The sequence below is a fragment of the Streptomyces chlorus genome, assembly GCF_042655885.1.
In the GTDB taxonomy this organism is placed as follows: Bacteria; Actinomycetota; Actinomycetes; order Streptomycetales; family Streptomycetaceae; genus Streptomyces; species Streptomyces chlorus.
Genome location: NZ_JBHSOA010000003.1, coordinates 15,582 through 36,407 on the forward strand (window position 1 = coordinate 15,582; position 20,826 = coordinate 36,407).

Sequence of the window (20,826 nt, forward strand, 5' to 3'; positions counted from 1 at the left end):
TGGGGTGGGGATGTGTCAGTAAGTCGGTGTGGGGGCGATGGGTGGTGGGTGGTGATCAGGCTCCGGACAGCGGGTCCTCTCCGGCGAGCCAGGCGCGGACGAGTGCCTCCGGCGACCGGCCGGGGACGGCGCTCGCGACGGCCAGCAGCAGCCGGGCCTGCCAGGGGCTGAGGTCGCCGGCGAACACGGCGCCGACCCGTTGCAGTTCGGCGCCGCCGCCCGCGTAGAGGGGGGCGACCGGACCGGCATGCACCCGTGAGCAGATGAGCACCGGGTGGCCCGCGGCCACCGCCTCGGCGACCGCCTCGACCAGCTCCGGCCCCGCGTTGCCCGCGCCGACCGCCGCCACCACGACTCCCGCGGCGCCGGCCGCCAGGCTGGACCGGACGAACAGCCCGTCCGCACCGGGGTAGACCGGCACCACGTCCACCCGGGGCAGCCGGGGGAGGTCGAGATCGAGAGGGAGCCGGGGGCTGGGCCTCGGCTGCCACAGCGGTGTCACGAGCCGGTCCATCACGCGGAGCGCCGGCCCGCGCCCGGGCGCGGTGAAGGCATGCGCCGACATGGTGTCGCTCTTGCGGACCCCGCGGGCGGGGAACGCGGAGCCGTCGAAGACGAGCAGGGGGCCGTGCCCGCGGGCCGCGTCGGCGGCGGCCACGGTCAGGGCGTCGCCCAGGTTGGCCGGGCCGTCGGCAGCGCGGTCGTCGAACGGGCGCTGCGCACCGGTCAGCACGATCGGCCGCGGGTCGTCGAATGCCAGATCGAACAGGAAGGCAGTCTCCTCCATCGTGTCGGTGCCGTGCGTCATCACCACTGCGTCGGCCCCGTCACGCAGGGCGCCGCGCACCTCTCGGGCCAGCGCCAGCAGGTCAGCGGTGTCGAAGGCGTAGCTGCCCCGGGTGACGACGTCCCGCGTGCTCACCTCCGCGTCTGTCGGCAGCGGACCGACCGACGCGAGCAGTTCCTTCGCGAGCACGGTCGCCCGGCGGCCCTCCACCCCGGCCCGGCTCGCGATGGTGCCGCCGGTGGCCACGACCTGGATTCGACGCATGAACTCTCTCTCCGCATCTTCGCAAACGATTGCAGTGAGGCTACGCAAACGATTGCCCTTTGGTCAATGGTTGTTGGACACTTGCCTGGCCCGGAGGGTCGGGAGTATGCGAGGCTCAGGAACGCAACAACGTTAAACAGCTGTCGAATTCGAGCAGAACCGGCCAGGGCCCAACAGGATCCGAAGAGAGCCGAGCAGGTTCGAGAAGAGGGGTAGCGGGAGTGGATCGCCAGGGAGCACGGGTGGGAACCGGTGCACAGACCGGTCGCGCCCCGGTCACGCTCGCCCAGATAGCCCGGCAGGCGGGCGTCCACGTCTCCACGGTGTCACGGGCGCTGAGCCTGGACGAGGACGTGCGCGGCGGAGTGGCCACCGAGACCGCCACGCTCATCCGAGGACTGGCCGAGGAACTCGGCTACCAGCGGGACCCGGCCGGAGCGGCACTGCGCACCGGCCGCTCCCGGATGCTGGGCGTGCTCGTCCCGCGGCTGACCGACATCGTGCTGGCCACCATCTACGAGGGGATCGACGCTGCCGCGTCGGCCGCCGGCTACCACACCGTGGTCGCCAACACCGGAGACGACCCCGAGATGCAGCGGCGCCGGGTGGACGCGCTGCTCGCCCGGCGCGTCGACGGTCTGGTGCTCGGCGACGCCCGCTCCGACTGCGATCTCGTGGCCGAGCTGGCCCGCCAGCGGATCCCCCTGGTGCTGGTGTCACGCCGGCTGCCCGGCCGGGTGTCGGTGACCACCGACGACGCCCTCGGCGGGCGGCTGGCCGCAGAGCACCTGCTGGGCCTCGGCCACCGGCGGGTCGCGGTGGTGGCCGGAGAGCCCTACGCCAGCACCGGTGTGGAGCGCACCCAGGGCTTCCTGGACGCCTTCGCCAAGGCAGGACTCCCCGTACCGAAGAGCCATGTCATCAACTCCACCTTCGATGTGCCGGGCGGCCGTGCGGCCACCGACCACCTGCTGGGCCTGTGCCCGCGCCCCACGGCCATCTTCGCGGTCAACGACTTCGCGGCGATCGGTGTGATGGCGGCCGTCCGGGACGCCGACCTCACTGTCGGCCGGGACGTGGCGGTCGTCGGCTACAACGACGTCCCGCTCGCGGCAGCCCTCCCGGTGCCGCTGACCTCCATACGCTCCCCGATGTACCGGATGGGCGAAGTGGCCGCCACCACCCTGGTGAACATGCTGAACGGCAAACCGGGCCGCTCCCGCCGCCTGCACCCCACCCTGATGACCCGCACCTCGACCCTCGGCACCCCCCACCCGGCCCGGCCCGCCGAAGCCGCAGGACAACCCCTCGCACCGACCACACCGCCGAAATGAACCGGACACCCCACGGGCGGAAATACTCCTCCGCCCCCACCGCCGGCACGCCGGAACCCGACCGGGAACACCGATCGAACCCACCGCGTGACGCCGCCCGGCCAACGCCATGGAGCGGGAATGAGGTTCCCCCGGGATGCGAAGGGAGCTAGAGCGGGTCAGATGGGACTCAGGAGAGGACCTGTGACCATGGCTGCCCCCAGAAAGTACTCGTCGGAGTTGCGTGAGCGTGCGGTGCGGATGTGTCGCACTGCCGATCCGGATCCGAAGCCGCAGACCAAGAAACCGGCCGTCGATCTCGGCGTGCATCCCGAGGCCCTGCCCGGCGATCCGCTGGGCGGCGGCCACCGTCTGCCCGGCCGTCGGTCGCCCCACACCGGACACCTGCGCCAGACGCCACACCCCGGCGTCCAGCACGTCCCGCACGGTGCGAATCCCGCCCCTCTCCAGGTCCCTGGCCCGCGCCCGCACCCCGGCCGGGGGCCCAGCTGTCGCTGACGTGGCTCACCGCATCGAGATAGTCCGGCGGAGTGACTATCATCGTGGGATGAGTGAGCGCGCGATGCAAGAGCCCACGCTGATGGTGCTGACAGCCCTCGCGGACGCACCCCGGCACGGATATGCCATCGCGCAGGAGGTCAGGGCGATGACCGGTGGCCGTGTCGTGCTGCGTACGGGCGCCCTTTACGGGGCCCTGGACCGTCTGCTGGCCGACGGCCTCGTCGACGTCGAGCGCGAGGAGGTCGTCGATGGCCGGGCCCGGCGGATCTTCACCTTGTCGCCGTCGGGGCGAAAGCGGCTGGCGGCGGAGGCCGAGCGGCTGGCCGTGACAGCAAAGGAGGCCACCCGCCGCCTGTCCGTCACGCGGCCTCCGGCGGCCGCCACATGATCGAGCGTGTGCTGCGGCTGTATCCCGCCGCCTACCGGCAAACCCATGGCGGGGAGATCGCGGCGACCTATCGCGAAATGACCGCGGGCGAGCCGCTGAGCTCGCGGCTGCAAGAAGGTGCAGGTCTGGCGGCGCACGCGGTGCGGATGCGCATGGGGCTGGGGTCGGCCGCTCCCCTCGCGCGGGTTCTCGCGCGGGCGTATCCCTTCGCGCTGGCTGCCTCGGCCGCCGCGTGCGGCCTGCACCTTCTGCGCTGGTACGCAGGCCTGGTCGCCTCGCCCACCCCGTGGGGGGTGCAGCTCAGCACCGACCTGCGGGGGGCGTGGGGTGTGCTGCTCGTCTCGTCGCTGGTCGTGTGCGCGGGTGCGGCGTCGGCGCTGGCCGGCCGGTGGCGTGCGGGGGTGCCCTGCACGGCGGCCGGGCTGCTCTCCTTCGCGGTGGCCGCGGTGGTCAGCGGGCCGGCGTTCGGTGACCCGGTCGTCACCCCGGCCGCGATGGCCCTGGCGGCGGCCGTGGTGCTCGCATGCCCGCCGGACCGGCGCCTGGAGAACACCGCGGTGAGGTGGGCGGGCCCGGCCGGTGCCATGATCGCGCTCGTGGTCGTACCACGGGCCGCCATCGACGCGCACGCGGTGCCGTGGGTCAGCACCGATTACGGGTGCTGGCCTCTGCTGGTCCTCGCCGCAACCGGTGTCGTGCTGACCTGGCGCAGCGGATCACGAGGCGGCCGTGAACTGGGAGCGATGGTCATGGCGTCCCCGCCTCTGCTCGCCGGCGCCTACACGACAGCGTGGGGCGAGGCGACTGCTGCCGTGTTCCTGGCAGTCATGGTGCCGGCCACCACGGTGATCGCCTTTCTGGCCGGCCGGCTGGAGCGGACCGGCCGCACCCTCCTCTGAACGGTCTCCCTCGACCCTCGGCCGAGCATCCCTCCCGGCAGCGGTGTCCGCCATCGTCCGATAGTCCGTCTGGCGTAACATTCCGTTCGACGGACTATCGGGTCCGTGCGAGAGGATGCTCATGCCGTTCACCCTGTCCCACCTCGCGGCCGTACTGCCGCTGATGCGGCGGCCCTTCGGCCGGGCCGCACTGGCCGCCGGAGCCGTCGCACCGGACATGCCCTACTTCGTTGTCACCACGGGCCTGCCCGTCAGCGCGCAGTCCTGGTACGAACCCTTCGTCAACGCCACGACCTCGCACACAGCCCTCGGCGCTGTCACCGTCACCCTGCCGTACGCCCTCACGCTGTGGGGCCTGGCGCGAGCCGGCCGTCGCCCGCTGGCGTCCCTGTTGCCGCTACCCGCCGCCCCGTCGCCGCCCCGGACGGCCGGCACGTTGATACGGCGAGCCGGGTGGATCGTCCTGTCCGCCTTGATCGGCATCGCCACGCATCTGATCTGGGATGCCTTCACCCACCACGACGATTTCGTGGTCACTCATGTGCCCTGGCTGACCTCCACTCCGGTGGGCGGCCTCACCTGGGCGCGGACGCTGCAACACGCGAGCACGATCGGCGGCCTGACCGCCATCGCGGCGTACGTATGGCGCAGGCGGGCCCGCCTCCTCAACGGTAAGGGCCGCACCGGACCCGGGAACGCAACGCGGCGCCGCGCTCTCCTCGCAATGGCCCTCCTCACGGCCGTCGGCGCCGTCGCCCACGCCTGGTGGCGGCTCGCCGGCCCGGAGGCGGCGACAACCGGGGTGTCGCCGAGTGCCGTGATCGAAGGGGCGCTGTCCGACGCGGCGAAAGGCGCGGGCGCGACCCTGACCGGCATCCTGCTCCTCCATGTCATCGCGTGGTGGGTCCGGCACGCCCTCACCGCAGCCCGCCCCCACGGGAGCGGAGCCGGCTCCGTGCACGACGACGCCCCGAGAGCGAACACCGCCGCCTGACGCGCCACCGGCCGGACCCGGCGCTGGGGGCGCTGTGCCCAGGGCATCGTTGTCAGGGGAAACTCAGACGCCGCTTCCCAGCCTGCGGCGCAAAACGGACCGGGACAGGGGCCCGCCTCAGCGATTACCGGCATGAACGACCGTTCAACGGGCACCACCCCGAGGGCGAACTTCAGTGCCCGCCGCGGCGGCTCGGCCGCATCGACTCCCTGCTGCGTGAGCCCGGCCGGATGAAAGCCATGCAGAACATGGACCGCCGCGCCCCGGCCGACAACGGCGCGCAGCTCGGCGACGTCCGCTGCCCGGGGCGGTTCGCCCACAGCTGTTCCATGAATCGCGCCCGGTGAGGACCAGCGACCCTGCCCCGCCGCCAGGCGTTCTGCGGGCGCGCTCCTCGGCCTCCGGCACCAGTCCAGAATGCATGATTCCGTGACATCCATCACGCGCGTCCTCGATCTACGCGGGCCGGTTAGTAGAACCCGCTCCACTGATATAGGAGATTTATCCGTCTTAACGTGAGCGTGAGGCGGGCCGAGGTGGGTGGTGATCCGGTGGGAAGCCGAGAGTCACGGTTTTTTCGCCGGGCGAAGGCTTCTGACGAGGCAGCAGGCATCCCGAGGGCCCGTCGCGAGCAGGTCGGCACGCTCTCCCGCCCGCCGCAAGAACCCCGCCGACCTACGAAGCGCAGTAGTGCAACCGCCCTTTGCGCCCGGCGCCGGGCCGTCCCAAGAATGACCAGCCTCCGGACAACAGGGGCGAGGTCACACATGGGAAAGCATCGTCATCAGCGGCGGTACCGGCGGACGGTCGTCACGGCAGCCGCCATGGGCGTCATAGGCATACCCTCGATCGCCATGGCCTGTGCCGACTGGCCCGGCAGCGGGCAACGGCAGCACCAGGGCACCGCCACCCCAGCCGCGGCCGAGGACAGGTGGGACGACGCCGACCGGCACCACCAGCGGAACAGCCGTCAGCACGGCGAGCCCACGGCGGCGCCGTCGAACACACCGCCCCCCACCCCGAGCGCTTCGAAGGCCGGGGCACCGCAGCGCAGCAGCGCCGAGCCGTCGCACAAACCGAAGAAAACGGCCCCCAAGGCATCCGCTTCCAAGCCCACCACCGCGACCCCGAAGCCCACCACGATCGGCCCCGAACCCTCCGCCGGTGCTTCGAGTCCCGCCACGACGGGCGGCACCAAGGCCTCCGGACCCGTCGCCAAGGTCGTGGAAATCGTCAACGCCGAGCGCGGCAAGGCCGGTTGCTCCCCCCTGAAGGTGAACGCCACCCTGACCGAGGCCGCGCAGAAGCACAGCGAGGACATGGCGGCAAGCGGCAGCATGTCGCACACCGGCTCGGACGGATCCTCGCCCGCCGACCGCATCACACGTGCCGGCTACAGCTGGAGCACCTACGGCGAGAACGTCGCCTACGGCTACTCCACTCCCGAGCAGGTGATGGCCGGCTGGATGGCCAGCCCCGGCCACAAGGAGAACATACTCAACTGCGCGTTCAAGGAGATCGGCGTCGGTCTCGCGCAGCCCGGCTCCTACTGGACCCAGAACTTCGGCACGGCCCGGTAGGCGCCGTACGCTCACACGCGCCGTGGCCTGCCGTCAGCACCACGTACACGACGAGCGACGCACCGGCCCCACCGCCCAGCCGTAGTCCCACGAGGAACTTTCAGGAAGGAGATCAGCCCCTCCTCGGGGAAGGGGCCCTTGCCCGGGGCCGAGTGCAAGCCGCCCACCGCGAGCACCCCGCCGACCAGGAAGGCGACGGCGTGCAGGTTCCAGCCGGACAGGCACCAGCACCGGCCGGCAGCGAGAGCGACGGCAAGGAGCAGGAGCGCGCTGCACGCCGCTCTCCCGCAGGGGCCGACCCTTGGGAACCAGAACCCGGCCGCCCGGTCGTGGCGGGATTACGTGGCGACGGTGGGTGTCCCTCAGCGGGGCGCCGTCGCGCGACTCATTCACGTTGTCCCGGCAGCTGGATGAGCTCCATGCGGAGCGCGTGGAACTGGCGGTGGTGGAGACGGTGCTGCGCCGGCTGGAGCAACAGGTTGCCGCTGTTGCGCCCGCGACTGGGCCCTGCCAGGTGGGTGGACGGGCGGTGCTGCTGGTGCCCGCACCAGGAACGGGGCATGGACGAGGCGGCGCTGCCGTCGGAGTACCGGCAGATCCGGCACGTGGTGGAGGCCGTGGGCGGGCCGGTGATGGCCAAGGACGTGTGGCACCGCGCTCGGTCCGGGCATCGAGCTGCGCCAGGTCGAGCCGATGCGCGACAAGCTCAGCCGACTCGCACAACGCGGCTGGCTGCGCAAGACACCCGACGGACGATCCACCACTGGTCTGTGACATCAGGCGGGGAGCGCAACCAAGCTTCCTGCAAAGGTAGTTGAGCTTGGCGTGAAGAAGAACAACTGCCCCATCGAAGGGTGGGGGTGCTCAGGGTGGTGGCGCGGCCCCGAGCACCCCGTCAGCGGGTCGGCGGGCGCAGAGGCCAGGGTCAGCGTCGGCTCCTGGAAGCCCGGCCCGCACCGATTCCCGCCACATGCAGAGCCAGCGCAGTCAGCCCCAGCAACATCACATTCACCGAAGAGAACACATCGTTGGTACCGATGTCCGCCGCGTTGATCAAAAACGCGAGGAAGAACAGCACCGCGGCCACTATGCCAAGCATGAACAGGCTCCTCTCCAAAGGGTGAAGCCCGTATGCCCAGACATCACCCCCACAAGCCTGGCACGGAGACTGAGCTCTTTCAGCGTTGCCTCTCCAGGGGGAGGTTGGCTGCGGCGATTGACGTCGTCCGGTTCAGGGTGTTTGAGGCGCGCCGCAACTTTGCGAGTCGCAGAGCCGGATGACCGGCGGACCGGGCGAGAATACACCCCGGATCCCCATTCTCCGCCAACGCGCGCCGCACCTGTATGCGAGGGGACGCATCTCAACCGCACACATGAACAATCCACATGAAGACCACGCATACCTCGAATACGACGCCCCAACCGGTGACTCGGTGCAGGCGAACGGCGTCGACCGGACGACTCCAGTGCGCCACAGGCACCCCTGCCGAAATTTGTGCCTGCTCTGGCCTCCGTCTCGCCTCTTCCTCACCTTTCGCTGGTCCATCGCTCGCTAGCGTCCTCCTTCCGGGACAACAGACCGGGGAGTCGCATTCCAAGGAGGAATCGATGCGGAAGACGAAGGTGTTCACCCTGCTCGGCGGCGGGCTGCTGCTCTCCGTCACGGTGGGAGCCACACTGGCCATGGCAGGCCAGGGGGAGCAGGAGTCGCAGGGTCGGCAGGCCACCGTCCGCGCGGCGTCGCCGACCGGCTTCGAAATCGAGATCGATCCGGAGTTGGACGCCCGGTTCGGGCCCAGGCCGGTCAACGCTGTCCAGGCTGCCGGGATCGTCACCGACAGCCGCCCCGGCGCCCGAGTGATCAAGGTGGAGCTGGACGAGGAGGGTGGCAGGGCGGTGTGGGAAGTGGAGGCGCAGGACGGTGCCGGTGAGATCGAGGCCCTCGTCGACGCCTTCACCGGTCAGATAGTCGGCCAGGATTCCGAGGACGAGGGCGAAGGCGGGGACGAAGACAGGAACGGGGACCGGGGCGGGGACCGTCGGGACGGCGATGACGACGACTGAGCCGGCCCCTGGCTGAAGTTGATGACAGTGACCGCCGATTACCGACGGTCACTGCGCCGCCCCACAGACGTGCGAAGCGGCAGCGCGTCAGATCTCGGCCGGCTGTCGCCGGGCAGGTGGGCGTGGGCGGGGGAAGGCGTGACTGCCCTCCGGGCGGTCGACGCGGGACAGGCGGACCACCGCGCTGAGGCCGCCGGTGGGGGCGGGGCGGAGGGTGACGTCACCACCGCTGGCGTGGGCGAGGCGCTGGACGAGGGCCAGGCCGAGGCCCGTCCCCCCTTTGGGGGCGTCCGGGGCGCGCCAGAAGCGGTCGAAGGCGCGCCGCCGCTGTTCTTCGGTCATGCCGGGGCCTTCGTCGCTCACGTGCAGCTCGGCCCAGGAAGCACGCCCGTCGGATGCGGTCCGTCGACGGTCGGCGCGGTAGCGGTCGGCGCGGTGGCGCAGCTGGAGGCTCACCGTAGTGCCTGGCGGTGAGTGACGCAGCGCGTTGGAGAGCAGGTTGTCCAGAATCTGCTCGACGGCTCCGGGCAGGGCGCGGACCGGGCCGACACGGTCGCCGGTCAGGCGGAGAAGGACACCGTGGTCCTGGAAGGCGGGGGCCCAGGTCCGGTGGCGTTCGGCACAGACTCGTGCCACGTCGACCGGTTCGCGCCGGGCAGCCTTCTCCTCCAGGCGGGCCATCGCGAGCAGACCCTCGACCATGCGGGCGAGCCGGTCGGTCTCGGTCTGCGCGGCGGCCAGGCTGCCGCGGCCATGGTCGGCGACGGCGGGCTCGAGGTTGTCCAGGCGCAGCCGCAGAGCGGCGAGCGGGGTCTTGAGCTCATGTGAGGCTTCACCGGCGAAGGCCCGCTGGGAAGCGAGCAGGTGTTCCAGCCGGGCTGCGGTCTGGTTGAAGGCGGCGGCCAGGCTGCGTACTTCGGGTGGTCCGTTGGTGACCGTTACGGGGCCACCGGCCAGGCTGCCCCCTGCCAGCTGGAGCGTGGCCTGCTCTAGCTCCCGGATGGGGCGACCGGCCCACCGTGCGATGGCGAAGCCCACGCCGGCCACGACGGCCAGTACCGCGAGTCCGACCAGGGCGAGGAGCAGCCACACCTGGTGCACGCGGGCGTGGACGGTGTCGGTCGGCAGGGTGATGCGAACAGCTGCGACAGGGGGGACGGCGTGGCCGACCGGGGCGGCGACGGACAGGTACTGCACCCCGCCGATCCTGGAGGTCCGCACATCCGTGGAGCCCCGGCCGCCCAGGGCGGTGGCGACTTCCGGGAGCCCGGCCAGGTCGCGTGCCCGCTCCGGGGACATCGGCTGCGAGGAGGCGATCACCGTGCCGTTGCGGCTGACGGCGGTCACCTGTCCGCCGATGCGGCGGGCACACTCGGTCACCCGGCGTGGCAGGTCCTGCGCCTCCCGGCCGGCGTCCATGGACAGTTCGGCGAACGCGGACAGGGATGCGGCTTCGTCATGGGCGACGCGGACCATACGGTCCCGCTCGGCACGCGAGTACACGAACCCCAGCGGGATCTCCAGGCAGAGCAGGACGAGCGCGGCGATGCTCAGATACGTCAGCAACAGGCGGCGGGTCACCGGGAGGCAACTTCTCGGGAGGCCCCGTGCCCCTGACCCGGGCCGCCCGACCCGGCGGGGATCACGGTGAGGCGGAAACCCACGCCTCGCAGGGTCTGGATCCAGTCCGGATGGCGCAGCTTGCGGCGCAGCGCGGCCACGTGGACATCAAGGGTCTTGGTCGGGCCCTCATAGTAGGGATCCCACACCCGGCCGAGAATCTGCTGGCGCGAGCACACCGCGCCAGGGTCCTCGGCAAGCAATGCCAGCAGGTCGAACTCCTTCGGCGTCAGGGCGATCAGCGACTCGCCGACCCACACCTGGCGGGTCCGCCGGTCCACCACCAGCGGGCCCGGTACGGCATCACCGGCCGAACCGCCCGCGGGAGCCGGGGCTTGCGGGGTCGTGGGTGACCCGTATGCGGGCTGATGCGAGGACGGTGTCCGTGGTGCGGGGGCGTATCCGTACGACGGGGCACCCGTCGCCGAGGCCATGGGTACGAAGCCCCCGGGTGCCGGGGCGAAGACGATGTCGGTTCGCTGGGCCCGGCGGGTGACCGCGCGTATACGAGCGACCAGTTCCCGCAGACTGAACGGTTTCGCCAGGTAGTCGTCAGCGCCCAGTTCCAAGCCCAGGACGCGGTCGGCCTCCTCGCCCCGTGCGGTGAGGATGATGACGGGAACGTCGGAGACCTGCCGGATGCCGCGGCAGACGTCGATGCCGTCCATGTCCGGCAGCCCCAGATCGAGCAGAACGACGTCCCCGTACGGCCCCTGGAGTCCTTCGGCACCCGTGGCGACCCGGCTGACCGACAGTCCGTAGTTCCGCAGGCCCTCGCCCAGCGGTTCGGCGATCGTCTCGTCGTCCTCGACGAGCAGCACCTGTACGCCCATGTGAACCGTCTCTCCGTGAATCCGGACAACCCAAAAGCCCGCACAACGCAGGCTGTTTCATCCCGCCACACGGCAAGCACCAGGCATCCGGCGAGGCCGCCCTCCAGTACGCGTGGGAGGCGCTCGGCGTTCAGCGCACCACCACGCCCGCTCGGGCACGCAAGAAGCTACTGCCCCGGCCACTCCTCGGATCCGTACGAGCCGCTGTTCGACGAGATCCTCCGGACGGATCTGAATGCGCCACGCGAGCAACGGCACACCGTCGCCCGGGTCTTCCACCGCCTGGTCGATGGGTGCGGGGCGAACGTCTCCTACGGGATGGCCCGCCCCTACGAACCATGCTCTCATTCCGCCCGTCTCACTCGCGTCCGCTGAACCCCGGCCGGGCCCCCGGACCGGCCATCACCATTCCCGGCGCCCCGCCGATCAACGACAGCCCACGCGGCTTCCCGGCAAGCCAGTTACGGGCCGTTCCGGCCAGGAGGCCCCATGTCGCATCGGAAACCAATGCGATCAGAACGCGGATCAGGCCCAGCAGCAACAGCTGCACCTGGACGTTTCCCGTCGAGGGGTTGACGGACCGCGGCAGCACCGAAGACAGCAGCCCCTTGGGATTGCTCACCCCCACGATGAAGCCCTCTCGGAAAACCCGGCCCGTATGGTCCGGGAGCTGCCCGGCGTGGGCACGAAGGCGGCCGCAGCCCTCGCCGAGTACGCCTGCACACGTCGGCAATGTCGCCGACGTCTCCGAGTTCACCCTGCAGCGCCTCCCGGGTGCCCGGACCTGCCTGCCGGGAGCCCCGGTCGGCCTGCGCTGGCGCGGCGTGCCAGCGGAATGACAGCGGAAGGCATGCCGAACGGTGAGTGGTGGCCGCTGGAATGGTCCTGCAACCGCCCGGCGGCCACCACCGGACACGGTGGTCCGCCCCGACTCCTGGGGAGACACCATGAACAAGGACCTGAGCACCCTCGCCGACGAGATCCTCGAGCTCGAGGCCGAGACCTTCGAGATCTCCGACTACTCGGACGCCAGCGAGGTCGTGCTGGCCGGCTGCACCAGCACCAGCTCCACCTCGACCTCCAGCTCCACCTGCAGCACCACCTCCTGCTCCGCCTGACCCAGCGTCCGGCGCCGCAACGCCCGGCCGGTACCCGCCTCCTCCATGGAGGAGGGCGCCGGCCGGGCACTCGGCGTGCCCCGGGACCGGTCGCGACGGTGCCCGACGGGGCATGTTCCGGCCGCGGGCCGGAGAACCGGCGGGGCGGAAGTGAACACCGTGAAAAGGTTCGGAGAATCCGGTGGATCGAGCACGTTCGTTTCCCTGTCCGTACCGGCGGTAAGTTGACGCCCCGTCGACCACCGGTAAGCCATTTACCAGTAAATATGCCCTGCTGGTAGGTATTTGACGGTACGTCAGTGACTGAAACTTGCCTCTCAGGCATTTCACAACCACCCCTTGACCCACCGTTCTACGCCAGTAGACACTCACCACTGCCGCAAGTCCGAAGGCATACGTGCAGTACAACTTCACAATCTGCGCCGTACCGCCCGTGCTGGCGAAAAAGCAGGCGTCCCGAATGAGCCACCGCTCCGACAGCGCCCGCTTCGACGGCACGGCACCGCTGCCCCGAAGGGGGTGGCGATCCGGATCCGCAGAAGTTCGAGGGTCAACGGGGGAACCAGGTGCGTTTTCAGTTGCTCGGCCCGCTCAGCATCACCGACGGGCGTGAGGTGGTCGTCCTGCCACCGGCCAAGCCGACGTCGCTGCTGGCGGCACTGCTGGTCCGGCCCGGCGAGGTGGTCCCCACGGAGCGGCTCCGCCAGGCCGTCTGGGGGGAGAGACAGCCGGCGACGGCGAAGGCGGCCCTGCAGAGCTGCGTCCTGCGGCTGCGCCGTCTCTTCGCCAAGTACGACATCGAGGAGCAGGCGGTGGTCGCGGTCGCCGGGGGCTACCGCCTTCCGGCCGACGACGACACCCTGGACCTGCTGCACTTCCGCCGCCTGGTGTCCGAGGCGGCCGGCGGCGGAGAGTCCGAACTCCCTTTGCTGCGCACCGCACTCGGCCTGTGGCGGGGACCGCTTCTGGCCAACGTCCCCTCCGACCTCCTGCACCGCGACGAGGTTCCCCGGCTGGTCGAGGAACGCCTGCGCGTCCTGGAACGCGTCTGCGAGATACACCTGGCCCGCGGACGATGTCGCGAGGTCCTGGTGGACCTGTGGGAGGCCACCCGGACCCACCCCCAGCACGAAGGACTCTCCGCCCAGCTGATGCGGGCGCTCTACGGGGCGGGACGGCAGAACGAGGCGCTCGCCGAGTGCCGGAGGATCAGGGCGCACCTGCGGGACGAACTCGGCGTCGACCCGGGCGCGGCACTGCAGAACCTGGAACTGGCCATTCTGCGCGGCGAGGAACTCCCCGGCGCGGCCCTCGCCCCCGCGGAGCGCGGCGGGCACGGCGCCGCGGCCGGAGTGGTCCCGTACGGCGACGGCCATCCGTCCCCGGGACCGGCCCCCTCGCCGCGCCCGCGGCTGCCCCGCGTCCCCGGCTTCACCGGACGCTCCCGCGAGACCTCCGACCTCGTGGACCACCTGAACAGCGGCGGCCGGAGCGACGGGCGGACCGACGCCGCACCGGTGATCGCGGTCATCTCCGGAGGGCCCGGCATGGGCAAGACCGCGCTGGCCCTGCACGCCGCGCGGCTGGTGGCCGACCGCTACCCGGCGGGCGGCGTACTGCTGCCACTGACCCGACCCGACGGTACGCCGCGGCCCGCCGACGAGGCGGCGGCCGAACTGCTCGCCGTGCTCCCCGCCGGCACCCCCCGCGGGTCGTGCCTGGTGGTGCTCGACGACGTCGTGCACCCGGACCAGGTACGGGACCTGCTCGACGTGCCCGGCTGCGGTGCCCTCGTCGTCACCAGCCGCATGCGGCTGGCCGCCCTGGTCGCCACGCACGGCCCGGCGGTACTGCAACTGGGCGCGCTGACACCGCAGGAGTCGACGGCCCTGCTCACCGCTGTCCTGGGGCGGGAGCGGGTCACGGCGGAGGCCGAGGACGCGTGTGCCCTCACGGACCTGTGCGGGCATGTCCCGCTCGCACTGCGAATAGCCGCCGCCCGGCTGCTGACCCGGCCCAAGCTGCGCCTGGCGGACTACGCCGCGTGGCTGCGCCGGGACCTGCCCGCCCGGCTGGCGCTGCCCGACGACCCCCGGATGTCGGTGCCCCTGACGCTCGACGGAGCCCTGGACCGGCTGCCCGGACCACTGGCCGACGCCCATCTGCGGCTGGCCCGGCTCAACGGACAGCTCACCGCACCGGACGCGGCCACCGCGCTCCGCGTGCCCGAGACCCACGCCGAGGAACTGCTCGAGCGGCTCCTCGACACCGGGCTCCTCGATGAGGAACAGCCCGGAACCCTGCGCATGAACAGCCTGTTCCGGGCACACGCGCTGCACCGGGTGGCCCGGACCGGCGACCTCCCGCGGGCCGTCGTCGCCGCGGACCGGCTCGCACTGCCCTCCGGAGCCACCTGACGGCCCCGGCGCCACCACAACGGGGACGCGGCCGGCCCGGCCGGTCCGCGCCCGAACGCCCCGCCCCCACCCACTCCTTCAGATTCACCCACTCCTTCAGATCCACTGCGGCCGACAGGCCCCGACCCGGAGGTGCGATCCCCGCATGCCCACGACGCCCTACGAGGAGACCGCGGACACCCGGCCCAGGGTGCGCCGCGACGTGCTGTTCACCGAGACGCCCAACGGCGTGATCTTCCACAACGCCGACGGTGGCTTCCAGCTCAGCTCCCCGTCCGCCTACCGGTTCGCCACACTCCTCGTCCCGCACCTGGACGGGAGCCGGACCGTGGCGGAGATCTGCGCGGGTTTCCCGGACCCGCAGAAGGCGATGGTCGGCGGTCTGGTCAAGGCGCTCTACGCCCGCGGCTTCGCCCGGCCCGTGCCGGACACCGGGCACCGACCCGGCACGTCCCCGGACGCGGCGGTCACCGCACACTTCGCGCAGCAGATCGCCTACCTCGACCACTACACCGACAGCGCCGGGGAAAGGTTCGCCGCCTTCCGCGGCACCCGCGTCGCGGTGCTCGGTGACGGCCCGGTCGCGCACTGGTGCGCGCTGTCCCTGATACGCAACGGCTGCGCGCACGTCGCCGTGGAGGCCGCCCTGGCCGAAGGCCCCGCCACCGCCGCGGAGTTCGGCCGGCTCCGGGAGGCGGCGGCGGAGTTCACCGCGCAGGGGGTCCCGGCCGAGGTGACGGTGCTGCCCGCGGCCGGCCCGGCCGGCTGGGACGCGTACGAGGGGTACGACGTGGTGGTCGTCGCCGCCGGCGGCGACGCGTTCCGGACCGCGGTCACCCTGCTCGGCCGGGGCGTGCCCGAGGGCCGCACGCTGCTGCCCGCCTGGACGTTCGGCGGCCGGGCGGTGGTCGGACCGGTCAGCGCCCCGGACACCGACGGCTGCCTCGCCTGCGCGGCGCTGCGGCTCGGCGCGACCGGGGACCCGGCGGTCGCGGCCGGCTTGTGGAGCGGACTGGCCCTGGGAACCACCCCGGCCCCCGGGCCGCGCGGACCCCTCGCGGCGATGCTCGGCAACCTGCTCGGCTACGAGGTGTTCCGGCTGGTCACCGAGGCCCTGCCGGCCGAGACCCGGGGCCAGGTGCTGCTCCAGGACATGGCCTCCTTCGACGTCCTGGCGGAGCGGCTGCTGCCCCACCCGCGCTGCCCGTACTGCCGGACCCTGCCCGCCGAGCCCGAGCCCGTCGACCTGACCGCGGCCCCCGCACGGCCCGTCTTCGAGCCGGTCGTCGCCGCCGCCCCGGACGACGGCGCGACCGAGGGGCCGCTGGCCGAGCTGGACCGCCGGTCGCTCGCGATCCGGCCGTCCGTCGGGGTCTTCACCCGGTACGCGGACGAGCCGGTCACCCAGACCCCGCTGAAGGTCGGCGCGGTGGAAGTCGGGCTGGGCGCGGCCGGGACGCGGACCGTCGTCGCGTTCGACGTCCAGCACACCGCGGGCGCCCGCCTGCGGGCTCTCGACGCCGCCGCCGAGGTCTACGCGGAGCACGTGGTGCCCGCCTTCCCCGCGCCGGGCGGCGCGTCCCTCTCGGACGGCGCGGAGGCCGCGCGGGTGCGGCCGGAGACGCTCTCCACGGCGACCGGCGCCGGGGGCGACCCGGTCTCCACCTGGACTTCGGCCACGTCCCTGCTGACCAAGGAGCGGATCCTGGTGCCGGCCGGTGCCGTGCGGCCGTTCGGGCCGGACAACCAGGACCGCCGGTTCGAGCCGTCGCGTGCCGGGGCCGGCGCGGGCGACGGGCTGCCCGCCGCCGCGGCGGCCGGACTGCTGTCGGCGCTCGCTCACGACGCGCTGCAGCGGGCCGTGCGCGGCACCGGCCGGACCGCGGTGTTCTCTCCTGCGCTGCTCGCCGACGACCCCGAGGGAACCTTCCTGCTCCGTTCCGCCGGTCATCTGGGCCTGGAGACCGAGCTCCTCGACCTCGGGGAGGCGGACCGCACCGGGGTGTCCGTGGTGCTGGCCCGCACCCGTCCCGCGGAGCCGGACGAGCCGGTCCGCTGGGCCGTCGGCGCCGCCCTGGACCGGGCGGCGGCGGCCGGCGACGCCCTTCGCGACCTGATCGGCACGGTGCAGCTCACCGCCGAGGGGGTACTGGGCACGCCCGACCTGGGCGATCCGCTGCTGGCCGATCTGGACGCGGCCCTGATCCCGGTCACGGCCGACGCGGCCGGGAAGGAGCCGGCCGCCGACCGGCCACCGGTGACGTGGGCGGACGTCCTGGAGCGGCTGGCCTCGGCCGGCCGGGACGCCCTCGTCGTGCCCACGCACGCGGCCGACCTGCCCGCCGCCGGGATCCACACCGTCCGCGTTCTGCTCACCGGGGCGGCCGGCGATGACCGTTGACCTGACCGAGGCCGCCGCGGAGCCGCGCGAGGACGCGTGCCGCCGCTTCGCGGAGGACCTCCGCCGGACCCTGCGCGACCTGCCCGCCCTGCCCGGACGCCCGGTTCCCGACATCGGTGTCGGCGCGCTCGGGGTGCGGGACGCCTTCACCGACACCGGGGATGCCCCGGACACCGTCCTTCCCGTGCATCTGTACGGCCGGCAGGCGGTGATCGGTCCCTGGCCCGCCGAGGGCCGGGCGGGCTGCGCCGTGTGCCTGCGGCGCCGCTGGCAGGGGGTGCGCTCGGTCGGTCTGCGGGAGGGCCTGGAACTGCGCGGCGGCACCCGGGAGGCGGGCCCCTGGCCCTATCTGGTGCCGTTCGCCGCGCAGGCGGTCGCCGCGCTGATCGCCCGGCTCGCCGAGGCCGGCCCGGACGGGGACGCGCCGTTCCCCGACGTGTGGCTGATGAACCTGGATGACCTGACGGTTCGTCACCATTCGCTGGTGCCCGAGCCGGACTGCCCCCGCTGCGGCACCCCTGAGCCGATGACCGCCGGGTCGGCGGCCCTGAGCCTGCGGCCCGCGCCGAAGTACCGGCCGGGCGTCAGCCGGGTCCGCCCGCTGGACGACTACGGCCTGCGGGTGGACGCGTTCGCCAACCCGCACTGGGGGGCGATCGGCCCGTCGGTGGTGTGCGACGTCACCTCGCCGACCACCTCGGCCACGGTGGGCTGCTTCTCCAGCCGCTCCGGCGACTACCTGCGGGAAACGTTCTGGGGCGGGCACGCCGACACGTACCACGACAGCACCCGCATCGGCGTGCTGGAGGGCCTGGAACGCTTCGCCGGGATGCGTGCCCGGGGCCGCGCCGTCACTCTGACCGCCGCCCTGGACGACCTCGGGCCGGACGCCGTCGACCCGCGCGAGACCGGCCTGTACACGGACGACTTCCACCGGGCGAACCCCTGGGTGCCGCCGTTCACACCGGACCGGGCGATCCCCTGGGTGTGGGGCTGGTCGCTGCGGGACGGGCGGCCGCGCCCCGTGCCGGAGATCCTGGCCTTCTACCACAAGCCGGGCATCGAGCACCGCTTCGTGCAGGAGAGCTCCAACGGCTGCGCCTCCGGGGGCAGTCTGGAAGAGGCCGTGCTCAGCGGACTGATGGAGGTCCTGGAGCGGGACGCCTTCCTGCTCGCCTGGCACGGAATGCAGCCGCTGCGCGAGATCGATCCGTCGACCAGCACCGACCCGCGCACCCGCTTCATGGTCGACCGCATGGCCCTGTACGGGTACCGGGCCCGGTTCTTCGACACCCGGATCACCTTCCCGGTTCCCGTGATCACCGGGGTCGCCGAGCGGTTCGACGGGGGGCCCGCCCGGATGTGCTTCGGGGCCGGGGCCTCCCTCGACCCGGAGGCCGCGCTGGCCGCTGCCCTGTGCGAGATCGCCACCGACTCGGTGCAGTTGCCGCAGCGCTTCGAGCGCGACGCGGCCGGGTACCTCGCCATGGCCGCCGACTACGAGAAGATCACCAGCCTGCACGACCATCCGCTGGTCTACGCGGTGCCGGAGATGGGCCGTCACGCCGACTTCCTGCTGCGGCAGTCCGCGCCCGCGCGGCCCCTCGGCGTGGCCGACCTGGCCTGGAGCCGCGCCGACGGCTCCGGCCCGGACGTGCGGGACGACCTGCTCGCCGCCGTGGAGGCCGTGACGTCCGCCGGGTTCGACGTCGTCGCCGTCGACCAGACCACGCCCGAGCAGCGCGCCCTCGGGCTGTACACCGTGAAGGTGCTGGTGCCCGGGCTGCTGCCGCTCGACTTCGGCTGGAGCAGGCAGCGGGCCCGGCACATGCCGCGCATGCGCACCGCGCTGCGCGAGGCAGGGCTGCGTGCGGACGACCTGACCGAGGCCGGTCTCAACCCCGGCCCGCATCCGTTCCCATGACCGGCCGACCACCCCGGCGCGCGAGCACCGGCGAACCGAGGAAGAACCGAGGAAAGGGGGATCTTGTGGGGTACGCCCATGAATACGCGCACGCCATCCTGCACCGCGGCCGCGTCCCGATGGAGCCCACCGACCATGTCGTGAACTGGGACGACGGTCCGCGCAAGGGCAAGTACTATCCGCATGCCGAGGCGTTCGCCCTGCCCGCCACCGAGGACCTCGCCGACGTCCCGGTCGGGCCGGGTCTGCTGCCCGGCACCGTCCCGGTGCGGGACGGCGACGCCGCCCGCGGCTTCAGTCTGCCGCTGCTGTCGGCGATGCTCCGGGACTCCTACGGGCTGACCGGGCGCCGCCTGGGCATCCAGGCCAACACCGACCTGCCCGGTCTGCCGTTCTACACGCACGCCAACTGGTCGCGCGGCACCGCGGGCGGCGGGGGCCTGTACCCGGTGAGCATCCACTGGGCGTCCGGCGCCTCCGGTCCCCTCACTCCGGGCCTGCACTACTACGACATCCACCGGCACGCCCTGCAGCGGCTGCTGGCCGGCGACGTCACCGACCGGGTCCGCCGGGCGCTGGGCCCGGACGTGCCCGCCGAGGCCCTCGACACCGACCAGTACCTGATCCTCGGCGTCAAGTACTGGCAGAACTCCTTCAAGTACAACAGCTTCTCCTTCCACGTGGTCTCCACCGACGTCGGCACCCTGGTGCACACCTGGCGGATCTGGGCCGCCGCCCGGGGACTGCGCCTCGCCCCCGTGATGTGGTTCGACGAGCCCCGGCTGAACGAGCTGCTCGGGGTGACGGGCGAGGAGGAGTCCGTGTTCGCGGTCGTGCCGCTGCACTGGGACGCACCGGCGTCTTCGCGGGCCCCGGCCCTCGACGACACCCCGCGCACCGACCCGGCCCACCGGCCCTCCGTCCGGCACCGGGACGTCGAACGCTCCCGCACCCTGATGGACTTCAGCGCGCTGCGCGAGATGCACTCGGCGACCCTGGCCGGCGCCACCGACCGGCCCGCCTCCGGGGCGCTGGCGGCCGCCGCGGCCCTGCCCGCCGATGCCGACGGCGACCGGGTGGAGCTGCCCGCTCCGGCCTTTCCCGGCACCGGCCTGCGCCGCACCCTGCGCGACCGCCGCTCCAGCTTCGGCCGGTTCGACGCCCGACGCCGGGTGGCCGGGGAGCACCTGTCGGCGGTACTGGCGGCCTGCGCCGGGACCCGGCTGGCGGGCGACACCGACCCGGCCGGCGAGGTCCGGCTGGCCCGGATGTACGCCTTCGTCAACCACGTCGAGGGCGTGGAGCAGGGGGCGTACGTCTACGACGCCGACCGCGGCGACCTGCGGCTGGTCGCCGCCGGCCCGCAGGGCTCCTTCCTGCAGGAGAACTACTTCCTGGCCAACTACAACCTGGAGCAGGCCGGGGTGGTCCTCGTGCCCACCGTACGGACCACCGCCGTGCTGGACGCCGCCGGCGACCGCGGCTACCGGCTGGCCGTGGGCACCGCCGGCGCCGTCGCGCAGAGCTTCTACCTGGCGGCGTCCGCCCTGAGCCTGGGCGCCGGTGTGGCGCTCGGCTTCGACAACGTCTCCTTCGTCGAGCGGCTCGGCCTGGCGGACGGCGACGAGGCACCCCTGCTCATCATGGCCCTCGGTCACGAACGGCCCGGGCCCGCCGACTACCGCCACGAGATCGCCTGACG

At 72.5% G+C, this 20,826-nt stretch carries 17 protein-coding genes and 2 pseudogenes; 12 read left to right on the top strand and 7 right to left on the bottom strand.

Annotated features, from left to right (window positions below; all coding sequences use genetic code 11):
• Nucleotides 1-55: 55 nt before the first annotated feature.
• Nucleotides 56-1,051, bottom strand: coding sequence for an asparaginase (locus tag ACFPZI_RS00440; RefSeq protein ID WP_381356550.1), 996 nt, complete (start codon nucleotides 1,049-1,051; stop codon nucleotides 56-58).
• A 242-nt stretch (nucleotides 1,052-1,293) separates the two neighbouring features.
• Here ACFPZI_RS00440 and ACFPZI_RS00445 point away from each other — a divergent pair, with 242 nt between their 5' ends.
• The 6 genes and pseudogenes from ACFPZI_RS00445 (at nucleotide 1,294) to ACFPZI_RS00470 (ending at nucleotide 6,747) form a co-directional block, all read left to right on the top strand.
• Nucleotides 1,294-2,385, top strand: a complete 1,092-nt coding sequence (locus ACFPZI_RS00445) for a LacI family DNA-binding transcriptional regulator (RefSeq protein WP_381356553.1) — start codon at nucleotides 1,294-1,296, stop codon at nucleotides 2,383-2,385.
• 547 nt (nucleotides 2,386-2,932) lie between these two features.
• Nucleotides 2,933-3,274, top strand: coding sequence for a PadR family transcriptional regulator (locus ACFPZI_RS00450; RefSeq protein ID WP_381356555.1), 342 nt, complete (start codon nucleotides 2,933-2,935; stop codon nucleotides 3,272-3,274).
• Entirely contained in the window at nucleotides 3,271-4,173 is a 903-nt protein-coding gene (locus tag ACFPZI_RS00455; RefSeq protein WP_381356558.1) for a hypothetical protein, read from the top strand. The genes ACFPZI_RS00450 and ACFPZI_RS00455 overlap by 4 nt, the downstream gene beginning before the upstream one ends.
• Nucleotides 4,174-4,294: 121 nt before the next feature.
• A complete protein-coding gene (locus tag ACFPZI_RS00460) occupies nucleotides 4,295-5,167 on the top strand; it encodes a DUF4184 family protein (RefSeq protein ID WP_381356560.1) in 873 nt (290 codons plus the stop codon).
• Between the two features lie 188 nt (nucleotides 5,168-5,355).
• Nucleotides 5,356-5,472 (top strand): annotated as a pseudogene (locus ACFPZI_RS00465) (alpha/beta fold hydrolase); the annotation flags it as partial.
• 462 nt (nucleotides 5,473-5,934) lie between these two features.
• Entirely contained in the window at nucleotides 5,935-6,747 is an 813-nt protein-coding gene (locus ACFPZI_RS00470; protein ID WP_381356563.1) for a CAP domain-containing protein, read from the top strand.
• Here ACFPZI_RS00470 and ACFPZI_RS00475 read toward each other — a convergent pair.
• The 3 genes and pseudogenes from ACFPZI_RS00475 to ACFPZI_RS00485 form a co-directional block, all read right to left on the bottom strand.
• A pseudogene (locus tag ACFPZI_RS00475) lies at nucleotides 6,677-6,983 on the bottom strand (hypothetical protein); the annotation flags it as partial. The gene ACFPZI_RS00470 and the pseudogene ACFPZI_RS00475 overlap by 71 nt on opposite strands.
• Nucleotides 6,984-7,132: 149 nt before the next feature.
• Nucleotides 7,133-7,387, bottom strand: a complete 255-nt coding sequence (locus ACFPZI_RS00480) for a hypothetical protein (protein ID WP_381356566.1) — start codon at nucleotides 7,385-7,387, stop codon at nucleotides 7,133-7,135.
• Between the two features lie 285 nt (nucleotides 7,388-7,672).
• Nucleotides 7,673-7,846 (bottom strand): hypothetical protein, encoded by a 174-nt coding sequence (locus ACFPZI_RS00485; protein WP_381356569.1) that lies wholly within the window; start codon nucleotides 7,844-7,846, stop codon nucleotides 7,673-7,675.
• Between the two features lie 509 nt (nucleotides 7,847-8,355).
• On the opposite strand from ACFPZI_RS00485, the gene ACFPZI_RS00490 reads away from it, so the two are divergent.
• A complete protein-coding gene (locus tag ACFPZI_RS00490; protein WP_381356572.1) occupies nucleotides 8,356-8,811 on the top strand; it encodes a PepSY domain-containing protein in 456 nt (151 codons plus the stop codon).
• A gap of 87 nt (nucleotides 8,812-8,898) precedes the next feature.
• Here ACFPZI_RS00490 and ACFPZI_RS00495 read toward each other — a convergent pair whose 3' ends face one another.
• From ACFPZI_RS00495 to ACFPZI_RS00505, 3 genes are all read right to left on the bottom strand, one after another.
• The gene (locus ACFPZI_RS00495; RefSeq protein ID WP_381356575.1) at nucleotides 8,899-10,392 is read right to left on the bottom strand and encodes a sensor histidine kinase; all 1,494 of its coding nucleotides are present in this window, start codon (nucleotides 10,390-10,392) and stop codon (nucleotides 8,899-8,901) included.
• The gene (locus ACFPZI_RS00500) at nucleotides 10,389-11,264 is read right to left on the bottom strand and encodes a response regulator transcription factor (protein WP_381356578.1); all 876 of its coding nucleotides are present in this window, start codon (nucleotides 11,262-11,264) and stop codon (nucleotides 10,389-10,391) included. Before ACFPZI_RS00500 ends, ACFPZI_RS00495 begins: the two co-directional genes overlap by 4 nt.
• Before the next feature lie 358 nt (nucleotides 11,265-11,622).
• Nucleotides 11,623-11,886, bottom strand: a complete 264-nt coding sequence (locus ACFPZI_RS00505) for a hypothetical protein (protein ID WP_381356580.1) — start codon at nucleotides 11,884-11,886, stop codon at nucleotides 11,623-11,625.
• A gap of 325 nt (nucleotides 11,887-12,211) precedes the next feature.
• On the opposite strand from ACFPZI_RS00505, the gene ACFPZI_RS00510 reads away from it, so the two are divergent.
• The 5 genes from ACFPZI_RS00510 (at nucleotide 12,212) to ACFPZI_RS00530 (ending at nucleotide 20,824) form a co-directional block, all read left to right on the top strand.
• Nucleotides 12,212-12,382, top strand: a complete 171-nt coding sequence (locus ACFPZI_RS00510) for a thiazolylpeptide-type bacteriocin (protein ID WP_031128743.1) — start codon at nucleotides 12,212-12,214, stop codon at nucleotides 12,380-12,382.
• Nucleotides 12,383-12,948: 566 nt separating this feature from the next.
• Nucleotides 12,949-14,799 (top strand): BTAD domain-containing putative transcriptional regulator, encoded by a 1,851-nt coding sequence (locus tag ACFPZI_RS00515; RefSeq protein ID WP_381356583.1) that lies wholly within the window; start codon nucleotides 12,949-12,951, stop codon nucleotides 14,797-14,799.
• A 145-nt stretch (nucleotides 14,800-14,944) separates the two neighbouring features.
• Nucleotides 14,945-17,200: a TOMM precursor leader peptide-binding protein gene (locus tag ACFPZI_RS00520; RefSeq protein ID WP_381356586.1), complete on the top strand. Its 2,256-nt coding sequence runs from the start codon at nucleotides 14,945-14,947 to the stop codon at nucleotides 17,198-17,200.
• Nucleotides 17,190-19,124 carry a TOMM precursor leader peptide-binding protein gene (locus tag ACFPZI_RS00525; protein ID WP_381356589.1) on the top strand — a complete coding sequence of 645 codons (1,935 nt, stop codon included), beginning with the start codon at nucleotides 17,190-17,192 and terminating at the stop codon, nucleotides 19,122-19,124. Before ACFPZI_RS00520 ends, ACFPZI_RS00525 begins: the two co-directional genes overlap by 11 nt.
• Before the next feature lie 65 nt (nucleotides 19,125-19,189).
• On the top strand, nucleotides 19,190-20,824 hold the full coding sequence (locus tag ACFPZI_RS00530) for a nitroreductase family protein (RefSeq protein WP_381356591.1): 1,635 nt from the start codon (nucleotides 19,190-19,192) through the stop codon (nucleotides 20,822-20,824).
• Nucleotides 20,825-20,826 lie beyond the last annotated feature (2 nt).